Source organism: Caballeronia sp. GAWG1-1, from assembly GCF_023631465.1.
In the GTDB taxonomy this organism is placed as follows: domain Bacteria; phylum Pseudomonadota; class Gammaproteobacteria; order Burkholderiales; family Burkholderiaceae; genus Caballeronia.
Genome location: NZ_JALQDB010000011.1, coordinates 260,769 through 281,515, shown reverse-complemented (window position 1 = coordinate 281,515; position 20,747 = coordinate 260,769). Strand labels below are relative to the sequence as shown.

16 protein-coding genes are annotated in these 20,747 nt (G+C 60.6%); 7 read left to right on the top strand and 9 right to left on the bottom strand.

Annotated features, from left to right (window positions below; all coding sequences use genetic code 11):
- The first annotated feature begins 136 nt into the window (after window positions 1-136).
- Window positions 137-1,168, top strand: a complete 1,032-nt coding sequence (locus NCT03_RS07745; RefSeq protein WP_250470253.1) for an IS110 family RNA-guided transposase — start codon at window positions 137-139, stop codon at window positions 1,166-1,168.
- A 349-nt stretch (window positions 1,169-1,517) separates the two neighbouring features.
- Here the strand turns inward: NCT03_RS07745 and NCT03_RS07740 are convergent, their stop codons facing one another.
- The 3 genes from NCT03_RS07740 to NCT03_RS07730 all read right to left on the bottom strand — a co-directional run bounded on the left by NCT03_RS07740 (window position 1,518) and on the right by NCT03_RS07730 (window position 3,685).
- Window positions 1,518-2,744: an RNA polymerase sigma factor gene (locus NCT03_RS07740; protein ID WP_250492407.1), complete on the bottom strand. Its 1,227-nt coding sequence runs from the start codon at window positions 2,742-2,744 to the stop codon at window positions 1,518-1,520.
- A gap of 71 nt (window positions 2,745-2,815) precedes the next feature.
- Complete coding sequence (locus tag NCT03_RS07735) at window positions 2,816-3,214, bottom strand: VOC family protein (protein WP_244827868.1); 399 nt, start codon at window positions 3,212-3,214, stop codon at window positions 2,816-2,818.
- 114 nt (window positions 3,215-3,328) lie between these two features.
- Window positions 3,329-3,685, bottom strand: coding sequence for a YciI family protein (locus NCT03_RS07730; RefSeq protein WP_250492395.1), 357 nt, complete (start codon window positions 3,683-3,685; stop codon window positions 3,329-3,331).
- 472 nt (window positions 3,686-4,157) lie between these two features.
- Between NCT03_RS07730 and NCT03_RS07725 the strand changes: the two genes are divergently transcribed.
- On the top strand, window positions 4,158-6,110 hold the full coding sequence (locus NCT03_RS07725) for a hypothetical protein (RefSeq protein ID WP_250492394.1): 1,953 nt from the start codon (window positions 4,158-4,160) through the stop codon (window positions 6,108-6,110).
- Window positions 6,111-6,437: 327 nt separating this feature from the next.
- Window positions 6,438-6,818, top strand: coding sequence for a DUF2917 domain-containing protein (locus NCT03_RS07720; protein WP_250492393.1), 381 nt, complete (start codon window positions 6,438-6,440; stop codon window positions 6,816-6,818).
- 21 nt (window positions 6,819-6,839) lie between these two features.
- Here the strand turns inward: NCT03_RS07720 and NCT03_RS07715 are convergent, their stop codons facing one another.
- Together NCT03_RS07715 and NCT03_RS07710 are read right to left on the bottom strand one after the other, a co-directional pair.
- Window positions 6,840-8,468 carry a tannase/feruloyl esterase family alpha/beta hydrolase gene (locus NCT03_RS07715; RefSeq protein WP_250492392.1) on the bottom strand — a complete coding sequence of 543 codons (1,629 nt, stop codon included), beginning with the start codon at window positions 8,466-8,468 and terminating at the stop codon, window positions 6,840-6,842.
- A 185-nt stretch (window positions 8,469-8,653) separates the two neighbouring features.
- Complete coding sequence (locus NCT03_RS07710; protein WP_250492391.1) at window positions 8,654-9,514, bottom strand: LysR family transcriptional regulator; 861 nt, start codon at window positions 9,512-9,514, stop codon at window positions 8,654-8,656.
- Window positions 9,515-9,675: 161 nt separating this feature from the next.
- Here NCT03_RS07710 and NCT03_RS07705 point away from each other — a divergent pair, with 161 nt between their 5' ends.
- Window positions 9,676-11,061, top strand: coding sequence for a DHA2 family efflux MFS transporter permease subunit (locus tag NCT03_RS07705; protein ID WP_244827874.1), 1,386 nt, complete (start codon window positions 9,676-9,678; stop codon window positions 11,059-11,061).
- 86 nt (window positions 11,062-11,147) lie between these two features.
- Window positions 11,148-12,143, top strand: a complete 996-nt coding sequence (locus tag NCT03_RS07700; RefSeq protein ID WP_244827875.1) for an aldo/keto reductase — start codon at window positions 11,148-11,150, stop codon at window positions 12,141-12,143.
- Here NCT03_RS07700 and rarD read toward each other — a convergent pair whose 3' ends face one another.
- The gene (gene rarD / locus NCT03_RS07695) at window positions 12,144-13,019 is read right to left on the bottom strand and encodes an EamA family transporter RarD (protein WP_250492390.1); all 876 of its coding nucleotides are present in this window, start codon (window positions 13,017-13,019) and stop codon (window positions 12,144-12,146) included. It lies immediately after the preceding gene.
- A 258-nt stretch (window positions 13,020-13,277) separates the two neighbouring features.
- Here rarD and NCT03_RS07690 point away from each other — a divergent pair, with 258 nt between their 5' ends.
- Window positions 13,278-14,336 carry an AI-2E family transporter gene (locus NCT03_RS07690; protein ID WP_244827876.1) on the top strand — a complete coding sequence of 353 codons (1,059 nt, stop codon included), beginning with the start codon at window positions 13,278-13,280 and terminating at the stop codon, window positions 14,334-14,336.
- Between the two features lie 62 nt (window positions 14,337-14,398).
- On the opposite strand, the gene NCT03_RS07685 is transcribed toward NCT03_RS07690, so the two are convergent.
- The 3 genes from NCT03_RS07685 to NCT03_RS07675 form a co-directional block, all read right to left on the bottom strand.
- The gene (locus NCT03_RS07685; RefSeq protein WP_250492406.1) at window positions 14,399-15,922 is read right to left on the bottom strand and encodes a SpoVR family protein; all 1,524 of its coding nucleotides are present in this window, start codon (window positions 15,920-15,922) and stop codon (window positions 14,399-14,401) included.
- Window positions 15,923-16,077: 155 nt separating this feature from the next.
- The gene (locus NCT03_RS07680; RefSeq protein ID WP_244827878.1) at window positions 16,078-17,343 is read right to left on the bottom strand and encodes a YeaH/YhbH family protein; all 1,266 of its coding nucleotides are present in this window, start codon (window positions 17,341-17,343) and stop codon (window positions 16,078-16,080) included.
- 184 nt (window positions 17,344-17,527) lie between these two features.
- The gene (locus tag NCT03_RS07675) at window positions 17,528-19,450 is read right to left on the bottom strand and encodes a PrkA family serine protein kinase (protein WP_244827879.1); all 1,923 of its coding nucleotides are present in this window, start codon (window positions 19,448-19,450) and stop codon (window positions 17,528-17,530) included.
- A 464-nt stretch (window positions 19,451-19,914) separates the two neighbouring features.
- Here NCT03_RS07675 and NCT03_RS34370 point away from each other — a divergent pair, with 464 nt between their 5' ends.
- Window positions 19,915-20,733 carry a zinc-finger domain-containing protein gene (locus NCT03_RS34370; RefSeq protein WP_502800358.1) on the top strand — a complete coding sequence of 273 codons (819 nt, stop codon included), beginning with the start codon at window positions 19,915-19,917 and terminating at the stop codon, window positions 20,731-20,733.
- Window positions 20,734-20,747 lie beyond the last annotated feature (14 nt).

The window sequence follows — 20,747 nt, the reverse complement described above, 5'->3', positions numbered from 1 at the left end:
CGCGGGGTAAGCTTAGGCGGCTCGAAGCGGACATTTGAATCTGGCTAAAAGCAATGGGATGGACTCCTCCTCACCCCGCGGGAACAGGGCGCATGATTGCAGTTGTCTTCAACCGGTCAATCAGGAGGAACACAAGATGGACATCATTCGCGTCGGGATCGATCTCGCAAAAAATGTCTTTCAAGTTCACGGCGTGGATCGACGCGAGAAGACGGTCTGGCGTCGCAAGCTTGCACGCGATGAATGGCTGGATATCCTGCGCAAAACGGTTCCCCTGCATGCACAGATCGGAATGGAGGCGTGTGGCGGGGCTCACTATTGGGCACGGCGTCTCCAGATGCTTGGATATACGGTCAAGCTTATCGCTCCGCAGTTCGTGAAGCCGTACGTCAAGAGCAATAAGAACGACGCCAACGATGCTGAAGCTATCTGTGAAGCGATAAGTCGGCCTGGCATGCGTTTCGTCTCCGTCAAGACGGTCGGGCAACAAGACGTGCAGGCAGCTCACCGGGTGCGCACTGGACTGATGGAGCAACGAACCGCGAAAGCAAACCAGATTCGTGGCTTGGCCTCCGAGTACGGTCTCGTGGCTCCCAAACAGATACTTCAGCTACGACGCGCAGTTCCTGTTTGGCTCGAAGATACCAACTGCGGTCTGAGTGATCGTTTCCGTCGACTGCTCACGGGGATCTGGGAAGACCTGCGCTCACTGGACGATCGGATAGCACAACTAGACCGCGAAATCACTGCCATCGCGGCATCTGATCCCGTAGCGGTGCGTCTGCAGCAGTTGCGTGGCGTCGGTCCGATGGTCGCCACGGCCTTGTTGGCCGCAGTGGGCGATGCCAGGCAATTTGCCAATGGACGACAGATGGCTGCATCGCTGGGGTTGACGCCCAAGCAGAACAGTTCAGGCGGCAAGGAACGGCTTCTCGGAATCAGTAAGAGAGGCGATTCTTATGTGCGTTGCCTCTTGATTCACGGCGCTCGAGCGATGATCCAGATGGCCAAACGCAGGACTGATGCGCTAAGTCTCTGGGTCATGCGTATTGCGGCAAGCCGGCATCCCAACGTTGCCGCGGTCGCCTTGGCGAACAAGACTACGAGGATCGCGTGGGCGATGATCACACGGCAAACAGATTACCAGCCAAGGCTGGCTGCGCAGTAAAGTCGTTCGCGACTAGCGATACCTTCTTTAAGATTGCAAAACAAGCCGCATGATGGCCAACAGGTCGAACCGGCGCTGATCGAACCCGCTAATGTCCGGGGCTTCGAGCCCGTAAAAGCGATTGGGAATCAGCGCGCGAATAGCCCATCAGGGTCCGCTGCCTCATTGAGGCGCAGCTTCATGAGACCGGATATACGTGAGCGATCGATACTAGGGCTGACACGCGGAGTGTTTGCAAACGAGGAGGAGTCCATATACGGACATTACAATCTAGCCGCTACACGCAAAAACTGCGCTAATTTATCTTATGTAAACTCAAAGATTAGACACAGCAACCACGACCCCAACATCACCCCATTTCCTCCGCCCGCCTCAAAAGAAACGCCTGCTCCCGAGCATTCCTAGTCAACGCAGCCGCACGCGCAAACTCCTCGCGCGCTTCGTCTTTGCGTCCCAACTTCGCCAGCAAATCCGCACGCACACTTGGCAACCAGGGATAAGTCCTGAGCGCTGGCTCCTTCCGCAAATCATCGACGATATCGAGCGCAGCCTGCGGCCCATAAGCCATGCTCACCGCGACCGCGCGATTCAGCTCGACCACCGGCGTGGGCGCCGTTTGCATGAGCGCGTCGTATAACGCGACGATCATCAGCCAGTCAGTCGCGTCGGCGCTCGGTGCGCGCGCGTGACACGCGGCAAGCGCCGCCTGTAGCGCATACACGCCGCGCGCGCCGCCCAAGGTCTCCGAGCGCTGCAAGGCCGTCAACCCGCGACGAATCAAAAGCGGGTCCCAGCGGCTGCGGTCCTGATCGGGCAGCAAAATCGGCCGTCCTTGGGCATCGACACGCGCCTTCGTGCGCGACGCCTGAATCTCCATCAACGCGACGAGGCCGTGAACTTCGCTCTCCGTGGGCATCAGCTCGGCGAGAATGCGTCCGAGACGCAGTGCGTCTTCACAGAGCGCGGGGCGCATCCAGTCGTCGCCGGCGGTCGCTGAATAACCTTCGTTGAAAATCAAATAGATGACTTCGAGCACCGACGCAAGCCGCGCCGCCCGCGCGTCCGCCTGCGGCACCTCGAACGGCACGCGCGCCGCCGTCAGTGTGCGCTTCGCGCGCACGATCCGCTGCGCGATGGTCGGCTCCGGCACCAGAAACGCGCGCGCGATTTCATCGGTCGTCAAGCCGCCGAGCAGGCGCAACGTCAGCGCGGCGCGGGCATCGACGGAAAGAACGGGATGACACGCCGTGAAAATCAGCCGAAGAAGATCATCGCCGATGTCGTCTTCGCGGGCCGCGTCGAGGGCATCGACGAAATCGGGCGTGATGTGCATCTCCTGGGCGTCGAGATCGCGGCCCAGTTCCTCGTGCTTGCGCGCGTGCAGCGTGTGCTGCCGCAGCCGGTCGAGCGCCTTGTTCTTCGCTGTCGTCATGAGCCACGCTCCCGGCTTGTCCGGCACGCCCGCATCGGTCCAATGCTCGAGCGCCGCGACGAACGCGTCCTGCGCGAGTTCCTCGGCAAGCGCGACGTCGCGCACCACGCGGGCCACGCTCGCAATCACTTTCGCCGATTCCATTCGCCACACCGCGTCGATGGTCTTGCGCGTCGCGATCGACTGAGCCGCCCGCCCGGCGTCCGAACGCTCGCTCACGCCGCTTCCGGATTCATATGCACGAGTTCCCAGATGTGACCGTCCAGATCCTCGAAGCCGTGGCCATACATGAAGCCGTGATCCTGCGGTTCGCGCGGCGCGCGCCCGCCCGCCTTCAACGCCTTCGCGACGAGGTCGTCCACTTCCGCCCTGCTCTCGCACGACAAACACACGAGCGTTTCGGTGGCCTCGTGCGCATCGACGATCGCTTTTGCGGTGAAGGTCTGGAAGAACTTCTCGACGAGCAGCATCGCGAAGATGTTTTCGCCGATAACGAGGCACGCGGCGTCGTCATTGGTAAAAGCCGGGTTGAACGAGAGGCCGAGTTCCTTGAAGAAGGTCATCGAGCGCTTCAGATCGCGCACGGGCAAGTTGACGAAAATCTGTTGATGCATGGCGTAAGGCTCCGACGCGAATGGGAAGACGAGCGAAATTGCCGGCTTCATTGGGACGACGTTTGACGCGCCCGTCGATCGACAGGAAATCGCCCGGGAGCAGCGAAACTCGTCTCAGAGATAGCACGGCCCGACTTTGCGGACCTCGATCGTGCACCACGCGGCCGCCGGGCACGTTGCGGCAATTTCAACTGCTTCGGCGTGCGTTTCGCAATCGAGCAGGAAAAATCCGCCGATCATTTCTTTTGCCTCGGCGAACGGTCCGTCGATGATTCTCGCGTCATCCGCCGATGCCCGCGAAACCCGCGACGCATCCTTGAGCGAAGTCAGCGACTCGCATGCGCGCAAAACGCCACGCGCTTTCAGGCTGTCGGCGAACTCTCCCATCTGCCGATACGCCTCGCGCCCCTCTTCTGGCGTGCGTTGGCTGCGTTGCTCCACGGGCTCGATCACAAGTAGCAGATAAGCCACATCCACCTCCACGAAAAGTTTTTTAGCGTCGCTCAAGTTAAACCGTCGGGGCGCTATCGGCAAGGCTGGCGTGGGTTTGCCATGCGAATTCAAGCAAAAATCTATCCTCATACGTAACATTTTGTTACTCAGTATTACTCAACGCCATTCAATCCATCGAGTAGTATTTGCTTCCGACGAGTCGGAAATGTCTTAGAAACGAGCAATAGTTACCTTGCATCGATTTCTTCTCATCATTAGTTCCAGCAGACCACCCGCTTTTCGTCACCCTTCTATCTCGCGATATCGAGCGATATAGCAAACGTTTGCGCGTTCAACCGTTCGTGTAGCAAAAGCGGGATGCGTGCATGTCGAAGCCGGTCGGATGGCGTATCAGAACCCAGCCCGCCTGTCGAAAACCAGATGCTTTTTGCATCGCTGGGCGTAATCGAAATAACGCCTGGTTTTATCTGCGCTTATGCGTTTTGAATCGATGACCAAAAGTCCTTTCCTGCTTTCGACGCTCGTTCTCGCTCTTGCCGGTTGCGGCGGCAGCGACGGCGGTTCTCCCGCCTCCACGAGCGCGGCTAGCGCCGGCCCCGCCGGCGTGGCAAACGCCTCCGCCGCCTCCGGCTCCGAAGCCGATGCCACCGAACAAGCGGTTGCCAAGGCTGCCTCGAATTTGCGTCTGACGTGTGCTTCGCCGGCGGTGTCGTCGGCATCGGCCGGCAACGGCAAGATCACCGTCGATACCCCCGGAGGCGACGGTTCGCGCATGTTCGCGATCAACGCCAAGTTCAAGGTCGCCGTCACCACGCGCGCCGGCAGCGCCGATACGCTCAAGTGGACTATCGCCGACGCGCTCGGCAAGACGGTCGCGAGCGGCAGTTTCGCGGTGCCTTCGGTTGCAACGACCACCACCCTCACCTGCTCGTCCACGCTCGCCGGCTACTTTGCCGTGTCCGCGACGCTCGCCAATGGCGGCGGCCAGGTGCAAACCTCGGGCACGCGTCCGAATGGCTTCGCGAGCTTCGGCGTGACGCCGGATCTGAGCGGCACGATTCCGGCCGTGACCTACACGAAGCAGGAACAACATCGCTTCGGCATGCAAGGCTTCAACGACAACGGCGTCATGCTGTCGGCGCTCGGCATTTCCTCGACTATCGACGATCGTCAGATGTCGGTGATGGAACCGAACGGCCGCAACACCTTCAACCCGAGCGCGAACAACCTCGATCCGTTCTACACGTCGGGCAAGGTCATGCGTCTCGTGCGGCTCGACGGCATTCCCGGCTGGGCAAGCGGTCACGGCCTGAGCCCGGACTACGGCTATGCGCCGGCCGATCTCGGCTACTTCTCGAACTACCTGTCGCGCGTCGGTCAGGAAACCGAGGCGATTCGCCAGAAATACTATCCGACGATGTCGTCGAACTACTATCAGGTGACGTGGGAGCCGTACATCCTGTGGAAAGACACGGATGCCAACTTCGTCGCGCTTTACAAGGCCGCGTATCAAGGCCTGCATGCGAAAGATCCGCACGCGGTCGTGATGGGCCCGGCCGAGCCGTTCCCATCGCTGACGACGGATCGCCTCAAGCGTCTCGCGCCCTTGGGTTACGCGCAATATATCGACGGCATCGCGACGCACGGTTATTACGATGCGGGCACGTCGCCCTCGCATCCGCCGGAGCGTCATCACACGGACCCGGACCCCGCCGATGCCGCGAATTCGCTGCTCAACGAGATGCGCAACCTGCGCGCGGAGATGGCGAAGGAATACAAGCCGAACATGAAGCTGTTCGTGACGGAAACGGGTATCAGCTATGACATCGGTTCGAGCTATGGCCCGAACTATCCGTCGCCGAACATTCTGTACGCACAGGGCGCGGTGGTGGCGCGTACGCATATCATCATGCTCGGCGAAGGCGCGGATCAAACCTATGTCTTCTTCGGCCCGGACTTCCCGGGCGAACCTGGCTACGGCACGTTCTTCGACCTCGACAATCCGCAAGCGGCATTCGGCACGACCAACATCAGCCCGAAGCCGGCCGCGATGCAAGTCGCCACGATGACCCGCGTGCTCGATGGCACGGTGACGCTCGGTCCGGTCAAGAACCTGCCGGCCGGCGTGTACGCCTATCAATTCCAGCAGCTTGGCAGCGGCAAGATCATCACCGCGTTGTGGACGCATAACAATGCAGTGTGGCCCGCGGCCGACGGCACCTTTAGTTCGAGCTACAACACCTCGTACAAGCTGCAGGTAGGTGTGCCTGGCACGGCGGGCACGGTGGCGCTGATCGATCCGATGGGCAACGTGTCGAGCGCGCCGTACAACAACGGCGGCATCACGCTCACGCTGACCGAGTCGCCGCGTTATATCGTGTCGACGCTGGCGGACATCGCGAAGAACAACACGACGAAGCCGCTGGGTTATAGCGGCAACTAAGCGCGATCGAGATACTCGAACGAAGAGAACCCGGACCGTGGCAACGCGGTCCGGGTTTTTTATGGCTTTGAAAATCCTGTCTCGATATTGACAGCGCGCCTGGTTCCAACTGATACTCCATTCCATGCACGCAGACCTCGTCCTCGCCATCGCCGCGATTAAAAACCCAATGAACGCCATTAAGCATGGCGGGTCATCGGGAGAACGTGTGCGCTAGCAGCCAAGGCTCAAGCAGACAAGTTGGTTCCGAAGGCCCCGCCGAAAGACGGGGCCTTTTGTTTGATGCGTGCTGGCCTTCCGTCTTCGGCTCACGACATGGAGAGCGAGATGGAAGAAGGTTCGGAAGTGCTACAACGCGGCGTGTTGCACGGCGTGGCAGCGGGCAAGCTGGATGCGAGCGGCGCACGCGTGGTGGTGTATGTCGAAGTCGCGCCGCATCAGACGGTGTCGTGGCGTCTTGCACGCGATGCCGACTTGCGTATCGCCGATGCATCCGTGTGGCTCACGCGTCATCAGGATCCCTACGATTACTGGATGAAGCCCGGCGATATCGTGCGCCTGAAGCGCGGCGAACGCGTGTGGTTGTCGTCGGAGAGCGAGCACGCGGTCGAGATATCGCTGACGTCGTATCGCAAGAATAAGGCGCGCACTTGGGCGCGGATTCTCGCGCGCTTCATGCCGCGCGCCGCGAACGCGACCAGCTTCTGAGCGTGCGCTCAAGACGGGCACTCAAGGCAAGACACAGCGAAAGTTCGCCGCGACATTGATGCTGCCCTTACCCAGGTAACGCGGATAGCCGGGGTAACGGCAGATCGGCCGCGTGCGTCCGTTGGTGGCCGGCGCAATGTCGCTGCCGATGAGCGTCTCGGGCGCCGTGCCATTCGTGACCCACTCGTCAAGCGCGCCCAGTTCGTCCCATGCGGGAATGAACACGCCGTTGCCATGCTGAAAACCCGGCACCATGTAAAGCCGCATGAAGGAATCGACGCTGTCTTGGCCGTACTTGTCGATGAGCCCGTTGAAGAACGCGATGGTCTGGTTCGGGCTGATGACTTCGTCGGAGAGTCCGTGCATTGCAATCAGCTTGCCGCCGTGCGCGATGAATGCCGCGAAGTCCGGGTTCATCGCGCCGACCGTGTAGGCGAGCGTGATGAGCCGTTGCTTGTAGCGCGCGGGATCGTTCAGGTCGAAATTGAGCGAGTTGAACGAGAGATCGCGTGTGACGAAGTGGCGGATATACGCGTCGCCTTGCGCGAAGAGATAGCCATTGGCGCCGAAGGTTGGCGGCGAAAGCAGCGTGGGTGAATCGCCGAGACCGAGCGTGCCGGAGAAATCGACGCCCTGAAACACGTTGTAGCCCGGATAAGTATCGACGTTATACGCGAGCGGATACGGCAGCTTCAGGCCATCGCGCAGGAGTTCGAGCGTCTCGATCTGCGCGTCGGAAAGACAACTGTCGCGCAGTGAAGGCCGCTGCCCGTTCGCGCAGCGCAACGACGCGATGATCTGCGGCTCGAGCTTCCGGCAAGCTTCCACATTGCCGACGATGCCATCGGCCGCGCCGTCGAGCTTGTCGCATTCATGCACGACCGTTTCGAACAACCGCCGCTGCTGCGCGAGACCGACGAATCCGCCCGGCTTGGCATAGGACGCCTGCCCGACTTTCACGCCCATCAGCCGCACGCCCGAGAAGTTGATAGCCGGCGCATTGGCGATCACGCCGTCGTAATCGTTCGGAAAGCGTTCGATGACCGTGAAGCCTTCGCGTCCGCCGGTCGAGCCGCCCGCGAAGTACGTCTTCTCCGGCGAACGTCCGTAGCCCATCTGGATGAGCGCGAGCGCGACATCGCGGGTCTTCTTGAGATGCGCGAAGCCGAAGTTGACGATGGCTTCGTCGTTCACGGCAAAGTCCGCGCGCCCCGCGTTGCCCGAGTGCCCCGAGTCGGAACCGAAGGTCGCATAGCCGCGCGCGAGCGGCGTCGAGTCGGGCGCGAAAGGCATGGGTTCGGTGCCGGAGACGAGCGTGCCGTTATAGCCGCCGCCGCCCATCTGCAACGCGCGGCCGTTCCATCGGCTCGGCAGATTCACTTCGAAGCGGATGTCGGGCGTGTTGTCCTGGATTGCCCGGATGATGCCCGTGACGCGGCAATACTCGCCGTTGCGATTGCCCGGCGCGGCGGCCTTCGTCACCGACGCGCTCTCGATCAGCGCGCCGCGCGTCGGCAGACCGATGATCGATGCGGGCACCGTCTTGCCACCGAGGTCTTCGCAATGCTTCGTGAGATACGTGGCGGCATGCGCGCCCGCAAACGGCAAGGCGAGCGCCAAGAAGACGAGCAACTGCCGCCATGTCCTCATGGACAGGCCCGCGAGACAGCTAGATGAAAGACAGCAAAGACGTGACACGAGATGGGTTGGCCGCTTCGAACGCCGCTCAATATATAAGAAGCGATCGGCGAAGGCCAATCGCACCGGCTGCACGTTGTTGCGGCACAACCGCCGCACATCTCGCGCCTGCCCTCTTTCGCTTCTGGTCGAAGCGTTCATTCGCCGTCCCATTCGCCGCGCAGGTCGCTGCTTTCGAGCAACTGAAGCAGGGTCTCGGCGGGCCGGCTCAGATGTTTCGCGCCGAACGCGATGAACTCCACCTCCGGCAATCCCGGCAACGCTTCGCGATTCACAGGCGGCGCGAGTCCGCGTCCCGCCAGAAAATGCGAACGCACCGTGAGCCCGAGTCCGCCGCGCGCCGCCGCGATGCAGCCCGCATGGCTGCTGCTCGTGCAGACGGTTTGCCAGCTCGCGCCGGCCATGGCGAGCGCATCGAGTACCACAGCGCGCGTCACGCTCGGCTCGGCGACCAAGATGAGCGGCAAGGGCTGAGTCGTATCGACGATGGTGCCTGGCTTTGCAAGCCACTCCAGTCGGCCGCTGAACAGCCGCGTGCCGCGCGCATCGCCGATACGGCGCTTGCCGACGGCAAGATCGAGTTCGCCAGCATCGACGAGTTGATACAGCCGTCCCGTCATGCCGATGGTGATCTCCAGTTCGACATCCGGATGCGTGTCGCGAAAGGCGGCAAGCACGCTCGGCAGCGGCCCGAGCGCCAGATCGTCCGATGAACCGAGCCGCACGCGTCCGCGCAGCCGCGGCGAACTGAACTGCGATTGCGCATGCGCCATCGCTTCGAGAATCACGCGGGCGTGAACGAGCATGGCTTCTCCATCGGCCGTGAGCGCGAGAGAATGGGTATCGCGCACGAGGAGCCTTCGTCCGACGCTTTCTTCGAGGCGTCGAATGTGCTCGGAGACGCTCGACTGGCGCAGACCGAGCTGACGGCCGGCGTCGGTAAAGCTGTGCGACGTGGCCACGGTCGCGAAGGTGGTCAGCCACACGGCATTCAGCATGCGGCATTGTGATCGGAAATCACGATCACAGTCAATGCGGTTAGCGGTCTTCCCGATAGCGCGCGGAGTCATTAACATTTCACAATGCGCGCTGACGGGCTTTTCACTAGCCTTTCGTCAGGCTTTCGCGGCGCGCCGCTTCCTGCCACTTCGCCCCTCAAATGAACAAACTGTCATCGCACACGGCTCTACTCTGGATCGTCGCCGTGGGCTTCTTCATGCAGGCGCTGGACACGACCATCGTCAATACGGCGCTGCCGTCAATCGCCCGCGATCTGCACGCGGCGCCGCTCGCGATGCAGTCCATCGTCGTTGCCTACACGCTCACGATGGCGCTTTTCACGCCTGCTTCGGGCTGGCTCGCCGACCGCTTCGGCACGCGGCGCGTGTACTTCGTCGCGATCACGTTGTTCGTGATCGGCTCGCTTGCCTGCGCGAGCGCTCACACGCTCGATCAACTCGTCATGGCGCGCGTGCTGCAAGGCATCGGCGGTTCGATGTTGCTGCCAATCGGCCGCCTTGCCATTCTTCGCACGATGACGGGCGAAGCCTACGTGTCCGCGCTCGCGATGATTTCGGTTGCCGGACAGGTCGGCCCTATTCTCGGTCCGACGCTCGGCGGCTGGTTCGTTCAGTCGTTCACGTGGCACTGGATCTTTCTGATCAACGTGCCGATCGGCGCGGTCGGCCTTTATGCCGTGCGGCGCTTTCTTCCCGACGACGCCATCAGGAACGCGCCGCCTTTCGACTTCGTCGGTTGCGGGCTCTTGTCCCTGTGCATGGTGGCGTTTTCGTTGGCGCTGGATAGTCCGGTGCAAACGCATCGCGGGCTCGTGTCGGCGGCGCTGTTCGTCGTGGCCGCCGTCTCGGCCTTCGCGTATATCCCGTATGCGCGCAGAAAGCGCAATCCGCTCTTTCATCTCGCGCTCTTTCGCGAGCCGAACTTCAGCGTCGGGCTGATCGGCAATCTGGTGTGCCGGATCGGGTCGAGCGCGGTGCCGTTCTTGTTGCCGCTTCTCATGCAGCTCGAACTCGGCTACAGCCCGCTGCATTCCGGCTTGATGATGCTGCCTATCGCGTTCGCGGGCACCTTGTCGAAGCGCTGGATCGCGGGGCTCGTCAAGCGCTACGGCTACGACAATTTTCTGCTGGTGAATACGGCGCTGGTGGGCGCGTCGATCATCGGCTTTGCGCTGTTTTCGCCGTCGCTGCCGCTCGTCGTGGAGATCGCCATTCTCGCGCTCTTCGGCGCCTGCAATTCGATGCAGTTCGCGGCGATGAACAGCGTCACGCTCAAGGGCCTTTCCATCAAGGATGCGGGCAGCGGCAACAGCCTCTTCTCGATGGTGCAGATGCTTGCGATCGGGCTTGGCGTGTCGATCGGCGGGTCGCTCGTGCAGGTGTTCGAGCATCAGTTCGGCTCAGGCGCGATCGGTTTCAGACTGAGCTTCCTGTGCATGGGCGTGGTGACGTTGCTATCGGGTCTCGTGTTCAGACGGCTCGACAACGCGCCGCGCGCCGCCGCGCCCGCGCCTGCCGCGCGCTGATAGCGGCGTGCGCCCGGGTAGCCCCGAGCGCGCCGCACGCATAAAGACTATCCTGTCGATCGCTATTCAACCTCGGGAGCGCAATCGTGCAATATCGCAAATTCGGCAGCACCGGTCTCACCGTCTCGCGTCTCACCCTCGGCACGATGACCTTCGGTTTGCAGACGGAAGAAGACGCGTCGTTCGCCATCATGGATCGCGCGGCCGAGGCGGGCGTCAATTTCATCGACACCGCCAACGTTTATCCGCTTGGCGCGACGAACGACCTCGCGGGCCGCACCGAGGAAATCGTCGGACGCTGGTTGAAGGGCCGGCGGCATCAATACATTCTCGCCACCAAGGCCGTGCACGCGATGGGGCCGCTTACATGGGATCAGGGCGCATCGCGCAAGCATCTGCTCGATGCAATCGATGCGTCGTTGAAGCGTCTTGGCACCGACTACGTCGATCTCTATCAACTGCATAACGACGATCGCGACACGCCGCTCGACGAGATGCTCGAAGCGCTCGATATCATCGTGAAAAGCGGCAAGGCACGCTATGTCGGGGTATCGAATTTTCTGGCGTACAGGCTCGCACGTGCGCTAGGTCGCGCCGATGTACTGCGCACCGCCCGCTTCGTTTCCGTTCAGCCGCGTTATAACCTGCTGTTTCGCCAGATCGAGCGTGAACTGCTGCCGCTGACGGTGGAAGAAGGGCTCGCCGTGATTCCGTATAACCCGCTCGCGGGTGGCTTGCTGACGGGCAAGCACAAGCACGACGCCGCGCCTTCGGACGGACGCTTTACCGCGACGGTCGGCAAGGCGGGAGAAATGTATCAGCAGCGCTACTGGCACGAGCGCGAGTTCCAGACCATCGAAAAGCTGAAAGATGTGGCGAAGGAAAACGGCCGGTCGCTTGCGAGCACATCGCTTGCATGGGTGCTGGCGAATCCGGCGGTGACCTCGGCGATCATCGGTGCAAGCCGCGTCGAACAGCTCGACGAGACGCTCGCGACAGTGGATCAGCCGATCGATGCCGAGCTCAAGGCGAAGCTCGACGATCTGACGGTGGAGTACCGATGGGGTGACGCATTGCGTTGATCACCCTCGCCCCGGCCGCGCCCGATACAAGCCTTCGAGCGAATAAATCGCCAACGCCGCCCAGATCGCGCCATAGCCGATCAGACGGTCATGCCCGAACGCCTCCTGATAAATCACCACGCCGATGAGCAACTGCAGCGTCGGCGTGATGTACTGAATCAGGCCGAGCATCGACAAGGGAATGCGCCGCGCGCCGGCCGCGAACAGCAGCAACGGCACGGCGGTGATCGGCCCGGCCGCCGCGAGAAGCACCTCGATGCCCACGGACGCATCCAGGAAACCGCTATGTCCGTTCGCGCCGAGCACGAATAAATAAAGCAGCGCGACAGGACACAGCAACATGGTTTCGAGCGTGAGCCCTTCGAGCGCGCCGAGCTTCGCCGTCTTGCGCAACAATCCGTAGCCGCCGAAAGTCAACGCGAGCGCGAGACTGATCCAGGGCGGCGCGCCGTTCACCCAGGTGAGCCACAGCACGCCGAGCGCGGCGATGACAACGGAGAACCACTGCATCGGCCGCAACCGCTCGTGCAGGAAGGCCATTCCGAACAGCACGTTGACGAGCGGATTGATGAAGTAGCCAAGACTTGCCTCGACGATTCGCCCGTCATTTACCGCCCAGATGTAAATGCCCCAGTTCGTCGATAGCAACACGGCGCTCGCCGCGAAGCGCGCAAGCAGACGTTTGTCGCGCAGCACCGGGCCGAGCCAGCGCCACTGACGCCGCACCGTCAGGACGATGAAGAGGAAGATCAGCGACCAGGCCATGCGGTGCGCAAGCATCTCTAGCGCGCTAATCGAATGCAACGCCTTGAAGTAGATCGGAAACAGGCCCCAAAGCGCGAAGGCCGCGAATGCGTAGACGACACCAGGATTCATTGTTCGACACATAAAGCGCACCGTGGCACGCACGTGGAACGCGCATTGCTCTTGCATCCGGCTCGATTGAAACCGGAAGCGGTCCGCAAGGAATGAAAGCCGGATTTTAGTCGAGAGCGGTGTCAATGGTTGAACGCTGACCGAACCGCCGGTCGAAACAGCGCTCCAATGCAGTGCATGAATGAGGTCGGCAGCCGCGTGCTAGCATGCGCGAACTCGAGCGGCGCTGCCCGCTCCCCTTCCGCTTAACCGGTCCCAATGAATAATCAGTCCGTCCATCAAAGCTTCTTTCATATCCTGTTGTTCGTCGTCACGCTCGCGCTTGCGTGGGTGCTCCTGCCTTTCTTCGGCGCGATCTTCTGGGGCGCGATTCTCGCTATCCTGTTTCAGCCAATGCAGCGCTGGCTCACCGTGCGCTTCGGCAAGCGGCGCAACCTCGCCGCGCTGACGACGTTGGCTGCGGCGATTCTCATCGTCATCATCCCATTGGCCGTGGTGGCCGTGACGCTCGTGCAGGAAATCGCGCTTGTCTACGCGCGCATCAAGAGCGGCGACCTGAATTTCGGAGTGTACTTTCAGCACGTGCTGCATGCGCTGCCGACTTCGGTGCAGCAGATGCTCGGGCGCTACGGTCTCGACGATATCCCTGGCATCCAGCGTCGACTCATGGAAGGCGCGGCGCAGATCAGTCAGTTCGCGGCGGCGCAGGCGTTGTCCATTGGCCAGAACACGTTCCAGTTCGTCGTGAGCTTCGGCGTCATGCTGTATCTGGTGTTTTTCCTGCTGCGCGATGGCGGCGAGATCGGCCGGCGCATCCGTCGCGCCTTGCCGCTCGATCCGGCGCCGAAGCAGCATCTGATCGCGAAGTTCACGACCGTCGTGCGTGCAACGGTCAAGGGCAATATCGCGGTCGCCGCCGCGCAGGGTTTGCTGGGCGGGCTCATCTTCTGGATTCTCGGCATCAACGGCTCGCTCTTGTGGGGCGTGCTGATGGCGTTTCTCTCGCTCCTGCCCGCGGTCGGCGCGGCGCTGGTCTGGGCGCCCGCCGCGATCTACTTCTTCGCGACCGGCCAGATCTGGCAAGGGCTCGTGCTGGTTGGATTTTGCGTGGTCGTGATCGGTCTCGTGGATAACGTCCTGCGCCCGATTCTCGTCGGCAAGGACACGAAGATGCCTGACTGGGTCGTGCTCATTTCGACGCTCGGCGGCATGGCGCTTTTCGGCATCAACGGCTTCGTGATCGGGCCGCTGGTTGCGGCGCTCTTCATGGCAAGCTGGGACATCTTCACGCAAGACGAGGAAGGCAAGGAAATCTGAAGCCTGCTTCGGACAAGAAAAAAACGGCTCCGCGAGGAGCCGTTTTTCTTTAAAGCTACCGATCAGCGCGCGTGATTCGGCGGCGTGTACCGACAGTCGAAGCGCTTTCTCACCGTGCCATTTTCATCGACGCTCTCCAGATAAACGTCGAACTGCCACAAGCGCGCCATGTGCTTGAGCACTTCGTCGCTGTCGTTCGACAGATGCCGGTTGTCCGTCATGAAGTGGCGCAGCGTGAGACTGCGGTCGCCGCGCGTGTTCACCGAATAGACCTGAATGTTCGGCTCGCGATGATGTATGTCGTATTGGCGCGACAACGCCTGCCGCACATAGCGATACCCGCTGCCGTCGTGAATGGCCGAGACTTCGAGCGAATCGCGCATGTCGTCGTCGAGAATCGAAAAGAGGCGCATTTCCCGGATCAGATGCGGCGACAAATACTGCGCGATGAAGCTTTCGTCCTTGAAGTTGCGCATGGCGTAGTGCAGCGATTCGAGCCAGTCGCTGCCCGCGAGTTCGGGGAACCACTCGCGATCTTCATCCGTCGGGTTTTCGCAAATGCGGCGAATGTCGCTCATCATCGAAAAGCCGAGCGCGTACGGATTGATGCCGCTGTAATACGGCTTCGTCACAGGCGGCTGATACACCACGTTGCTGTGCGAATGCAGGAACTCCATCATGAAGCCGTCTTCGAGCCGGCCTTCGTTATAGAGCGTGTTGAGCAGCGTGTAGTGCCAGAACGTGGCCCAGCCTTCGTTCATTACCTGCGTCTGCCGCTGCGGATAAAAATACTGCCCGACCTTGCGCACGATACGAATGACTTCGCGCTCCCACGGTTCGAGCAGCGGCGCGTTCTTTTCCGCGAAGTACAGCAAGTTTTCTTGCGGCTCTGGCGGATAACGGCTTTCGATTTCCTCGGCAGATTGTGCCTTGCGATTCGGCAAGGTGCGCCAGAGTTCGTTGACTTGCGACTGCAGATATTGCTCGCGTTCACGCCGCATCGCGGCTTCCTTCGCAAGCGAAAGTTTCTGCGGGCGCTTGTAGCGATCCACGCCGTAATTCATCAGCGCGTGGCAGGAATCGAGCAGTTCCTCGACGCGATCCAGCCCGAAGCGCTCCTCGCATTCGGCGATGTAATTCTTCGCATACACGAGATAGTCGATGATCGCGTGCGCGTCGGTCCAAAGCCGAAAGAGGTAATTGCCCTTGAAGAAGGAGTTGTGCCCGTAGGCCGCGTGCGCGATGACGAGCGCCTGCATCGTCATCGTGTTCTCTTCCATGAGGTACGCAATGCATGGGTTCGAATTGATGACGATCTCATACGCGAGACCCATCTGCCCGCGCCGATAGCTCTTCTCGGTCGACAAGAAGTGCTTGCCGAAGGACCAGTGCCGATAATTCACCGGCATGCCGACGGAGGCATAAGCATCCATCATCTGTTCGGCGCTGATGATTTCGAGCTGAATGGGATAGACGTCGAGCCCGTATCGGTTGGCGACGCGCGATATCTCGGCGTCATATTCCTCGATCATCTCGACGGTCCAGTCGGACGGGCACGGCAGCGGCCGCTTTTCTGCAACATTCATCCTGCCTTCCTTGTGCGTCTCCTCGGACGCCTTGTCTTCGACTACTTCCTTGTCTGCTTCCTTCCCTTCTTCCAGTTCCAACGTCGATGCAACCGCACGATCGTCCGTGCCATCCGGTTGAGCCTTGCGCGCTACCTTCTGCACATTCTGTTTCGTCATGCAGCCGCCTGTTGCTTTTCGAAGAGTTCGCGGAACACGGGGTAGATGTCCGCGGCGGAGTCCACCTTCTTCATGGCCAGTTCAGGCGCGCCGAGCGCAAGTTGCGCATATTCCACCCACAGATTTTGCTCTTCTGGCGCAACTTGAATATAGGCGAAATAACGTACCTTCGGCAGGATGTCGTCCGAAAGGAGCTTGCGGCACTTGGGGGAATCGTCGGTCCAGTTGTCGCCGTCCGATGCTTGCGCGCCGTAGATGTTCCATTCTGTCGGCGAATAACGCTCGTCCATGATTTTCTTCATGAGTTCGAGCGCGCTCGACACCACGGTGCCGCCGCTTTCGGTCGAATGGAAGAAAGTGTCTTCGTCCACTTCCTCGGCTCGCGTGTGATGGCGGATGAACACCACTTCGATTTTCTCGTAGTTCCGCTGCAGGAACAGGTAAAGGAGAATGAAGAAGCGCTTGGACAAGTCCTTGCGCTGCTCGTCCATGGAGCCGGAAACGTCCATCAGACAGAACATGACCGCCTTGCTCGACGGCGTGGGCTGCTTGACGCGATTCACATATCGCAGATCGAATGGGTCAATGAATGGGATACGCGTGATCCGGCCCTGCAGGATCACGATGTCCGCTTCCAACCGCGCGATGTCTTCGGGATCGGCGTTATCGCTCTTGAGTGCTTCGAGCTGACGTTCCATCTCGCGCAGTTGCGCGGTGAGCGGCATGCCGAGCGCGATACGCCGCCCGAGCGCGCTCCTCAGCGAACGCACCACGTCGATGTTGTTCGGCGTACCTTCCGCCGCCCAGCCCGCACGCACGTTCTTCCACGTGGGCACCGCGAGCAGTTGCGTCTTCACGAGACGCGGCAGTTCGAGATCGTCGAAGAAGTACTGCATGAATTCTTCGCGCGACAGTTCGAACACGAAGTCGTCCTGGCCCTCGCCTTCGTTGCTCGCGCTTTTGCCGCCGCCGCCCGAACCGCCTTGCGGACGCGGAATCTTGTCGCCGCGAATATAGTCGGCGTTGCCCGGATGAACATACTCGCGCTTGCCGCCCGGTCCATGACGGAACGAGGGCTCGGCGATATCCTTCTTGGGGATGGTAATGCTCTGAGTGCTCTGAATATCCTTGATGCTGCGATCGCGCACTGCGTCCGAAACCGCGCGGCGAATGTAGTTCTTGACGCGTCGCAGAAAGCGCTCGCGATTGGCGATGCTCTTGTTCTTACCAGCTAACCTGCGGTCGATGATCTGGTGCAGCACATTCAGTCTCCCGCGTTGATGGCGAGGATGCGAGGCGCTGCGCGAGCCTTGGGCGTGCCGCGAAGGGCATGCCAGCGTCTCTCTCTCGCAAAGTGCCCGCTTTGCCGCTCAGGAAGTCACACCTTGCGGCGCAAACTTCGGTCCCGAGCGGCGCGGACCTACATTACAGCATGCTGCGTCCTGCTTACGACGACTTGCGCACGCGCAGATACCAGTCGCAGAGCAGCCGGACCTGCTTCGGCGTGTAGCCCTTCGCGACCATGCGATTGACGAAGTCTTCATGCTTGCGTTGCTCTTCAGCCGAACCTTTCGCATTGAACGAAATGACCGGCAGAAGTTCTTCGGTGTTCGAGAACATTTTCTTCTCGATTACCACCCGCAGCTTCTCATAACTGATCCACGCCGGGTTCTTGCCGCCATTGGCCGCCCGCGCACGCAACACGAAGTTCACGATCTCGTTGCGGAAATCCTTCGGGTTGCTGATGCCTGCCGGCTTTTCGATCTTTTCCAGTTCCGCATTGAGCGAGGCACGGTCGAAACTCTCACCGGTATCGTGATCGCGGAACTCCTGGTCCTGAATCCAGAAGTCGGCATACGTCACGTAACGGTCGAAGATGTTCTGTCCATACTCCGAATACGATTCCAGATAAGCGGTCTGAATTTCCTTGCCGATGAATTCAGCGTAGCGCGAAGCCAGCACGTCCTTGATGAACGACAGATACTTCTGCTCCGTCTCCGGCGGAAACTGCTCGCGCTCGATCTGCTGTTCAAGCACGTACATGAGATGCACCGGATTCGCCGCGACTTCCGACGAGTCGAAGTTGAAGACGCGCGACAAGATCTTGAACGCGAAGCGCGTGGACACGCCCGTCATGCCTTCGTCCACACCGGCAAAGTCGCGGTACTCCTGATACGACTTCGCCTTCGGGTCCGTGTCCTTGAGGTTCTCGCCGTCGTACACCTGCATCTTCGAAAAGAGGCTGGAGTTTTCAGGTTCAGCCAAGCGCGTGAGCACGGCCATCTGCGCCATCATCTTGAGCGTGCCTGGCGCGCATACCGCTTCGGCCAGCGACGAGTTACGCAGAAGCTTTTCGTAGATCTTGACCTCTTCGCCGTAGCGCAGGCAATACGGCACCTTCACGACGAAAATACGATCGAGCAGTGCCTCGTTGTTCTTGTTGTTGCGGAACGCCTTCCATTCCGACTCGTTCGAGTGAGCGAGAATCACGCCGTCGAAAGGGATCGCGCCGAAGCCTTCCGTGCCCTTGAAGTTGCCTTCCTGCGTAGCCGTCAACAACGGGTGCAACACCTTGATCGGCGCCTTGAACATTTCGACGAATTCGAGCATGCCCTGATTGGCGAGGCACAGGCCACCCGAATAGCTGTATGCATCCGCGTCGTCTTGCGAATAGGTTTCGAGCTTGCGGATATCCACCTTGCCGACGAGCGAGGAGATGTCCTGATTGTTCTCGTCGCCAGGCTCGGTCTTGGCAATGCCGATCTGACGAAGAATGGAAGGATAGCGACGCACCACGCGGAACTTGCGGATGTCGCCGTTGTACTCGTGCAGGCGCTTCACGGCCCACGGAGACAAGATGCTCTTGAGATAGCGGCGCGGAATGCCGTATTGCTCCTCAAGCACGGGACCATCTTCGTCGTAATCGAAGAGGCCAAGCGGTGATTCGTTGACAGGCGAGCCCTTGATCGAATAGAACGGGACGCGCTCGGCAAGCTGCTTCAAACGTTCGGCGATCGACGACTTGCCGCCGCCCACCGGACCCAGCAGATACAGGATCTGCTTCTTCTCTTCCAGACCCTGCGCCGCGTGCCGGAAATACGACACGACGTTCTCGATCACTTCCTCCATTCCGTAGAACTCACGGAATGCCGGATACACCTTGATGACCTTGTTCGCAAACACACGCGAAAGCCGCGGGTCGAGTCTCGTGTCGACGAACTCGGGTTCCCCGATGGCCGTCAACATACGTTCGCCCGCTGTTGCATATGTGGCAGGATCTTCCTTGCAGAGCGCGAGATACTCTTCGAGCGAGAATTCCTCCTCGCGGGTTTTTTCGAAGCGGGTCGCGAAACTGCTGTAGATATCCATGCTACCTCCTCGCCGAAGTCAGAAAGCTATGCCGTGCGCAACGCGCGTAATCGAAACGACATCGCTTGAATTCATCCTAAACCCTTTCGAATTTTTTTTCACGCACTTGCGAAGCTATCCATCTGAGAAGAAGTGCTAGCTACACGAATTATTTTCGGTGCCCTACAATCCTCATCCCAATCTCCTCTTTTGCACATGGTCTTGCGCGGCGTTCTCGCCGCCTGTACGCATGACCGCGCTTTTGTCACTCTCACCCTGCCTTCATCCGCCAGCATCGTTGGGCGCCGCACGCTGTTGTTTCCATCTCATGACTCATACGTGCGCGCATGCATGTCAGATGCAATAACGCGGCTGTCGTGACAATAACCGCGCGTGGCGTGTGGACTCTATGAACGCGTGGTGCGACGTGACATCAAGCGTCAGGTAAGAACGAGTTCGAGCTCGCCGATGCGGTCGATCGCGCCATGCACCATCGCGGGACCTTCCACGCGATAAGCGCCCGTATAAGAACCCGTGGTGATAGTCCAGAACGGTTCGACCGTCAGTCCCATGCGCGAACAATGATTGACGAGCCACGGCAGCAAGACGCGCGGATCGCCCGCTGGATTGCCTTGCGCGGCCGGAGCAATCGGCAGGCCATCGAGCGTCAATTCGATACGCGGCGTCAAGAAGTCGAAGCCCGCCGATACGACCTCATAAGGCTCCATGCCGCTCACGATGAGCGCGCCGTTGTTCTGCGAATCGGCAAGTTGCGCGAGTGGGTCGACGTTGGGCCATTGCGCGAGGCGGCTATCGACGATTTCGAGTGCGACGGCCATGCCGCCCAGTGCGTCGAGGACTTCGGCGTGGCTGTAAGGGTCGCTACGCGGCGGCAGCGCGTAGGCGAAGCGAAACGCTATTTCGAGTTCCACCAGTACGTGAAAAAACGAGTCGAACGCGAGCCGCGCAGGCGATACATGCACGAGGTCTGCATTGATCGGTGCGCCTGCGGCGAGCGCATCGGGCGCGCGGGCGCCGATCTTCCATGCGCCGATGCGCGCGTTTGCCGCACGCAGCGTCTCGTGCTGAATGGCATAGGCCGTGGGCGCGTCTACGGGAATGTCGCGCGGCGCAAGCGTCTCGATGCTCCGATGCTGCCGGCGCGCTTCCACGAGCTGTGCGGCGAGTGTCGATCCGGTCATGTCGATGGTCCTCGTATGCAAGATGATGCGGTGGCATCAGTGTACGGGGACGCGCTCGATGATGGCGACAGGTGCGTCTTGCGTTCGCACCTCCGGCTTTAGACTTGGCGCCGTCA

What these genes read in the sequence shown, in the direction of transcription:
- NCT03_RS07720 (WP_250492393.1), top strand. Translation starts at nt 6,438, where the DNA reads ATGGAAGAAGGTTCGGAAGTGCTACAACGCGGCGTGTTGCACGGCGTG.
- NCT03_RS07705 (WP_244827874.1), top strand. Translation starts at nt 9,676, where the DNA reads ATGAACAAACTGTCATCGCACACGGCTCTACTCTGGATCGTCGCCGTG.
- NCT03_RS07745 (WP_250470253.1), top strand. Translation starts at nt 137, where the DNA reads ATGGACATCATTCGCGTCGGGATCGATCTCGCAAAAAATGTCTTTCAA.
- NCT03_RS34370 (WP_502800358.1), top strand. Translation starts at nt 19,915, where the DNA reads ATGCACCATCGCGGGACCTTCCACGCGATAAGCGCCCGTATAAGAACC.
- NCT03_RS07690 (WP_244827876.1), top strand. Translation starts at nt 13,278, where the DNA reads ATGAATAATCAGTCCGTCCATCAAAGCTTCTTTCATATCCTGTTGTTC.
- rarD (WP_250492390.1), bottom strand. Translation starts at nt 13,019, where the DNA reads ATGAATCCTGGTGTCGTCTACGCATTCGCGGCCTTCGCGCTTTGGGGC.
- NCT03_RS07740 (WP_250492407.1), bottom strand. Translation starts at nt 2,744, where the DNA reads ATGGAATCGGCGAAAGTGATTGCGAGCGTGGCCCGCGTGGTGCGCGAC.
- NCT03_RS07710 (WP_250492391.1), bottom strand. Translation starts at nt 9,514, where the DNA reads ATGCTGAATGCCGTGTGGCTGACCACCTTCGCGACCGTGGCCACGTCG.
- NCT03_RS07715 (WP_250492392.1), bottom strand. Translation starts at nt 8,468, where the DNA reads ATGAGGACATGGCGGCAGTTGCTCGTCTTCTTGGCGCTCGCCTTGCCG.
- NCT03_RS07685 (WP_250492406.1), bottom strand. Translation starts at nt 15,922, where the DNA reads ATGAATGTTGCAGAAAAGCGGCCGCTGCCGTGCCCGTCCGACTGGACC.
- NCT03_RS07725 (WP_250492394.1), top strand. Translation starts at nt 4,158, where the DNA reads ATGACCAAAAGTCCTTTCCTGCTTTCGACGCTCGTTCTCGCTCTTGCC.
- NCT03_RS07735 (WP_244827868.1), bottom strand. Translation starts at nt 3,214, where the DNA reads ATGCATCAACAGATTTTCGTCAACTTGCCCGTGCGCGATCTGAAGCGC.
- NCT03_RS07675 (WP_244827879.1), bottom strand. Translation starts at nt 19,450, where the DNA reads ATGGATATCTACAGCAGTTTCGCGACCCGCTTCGAAAAAACCCGCGAG.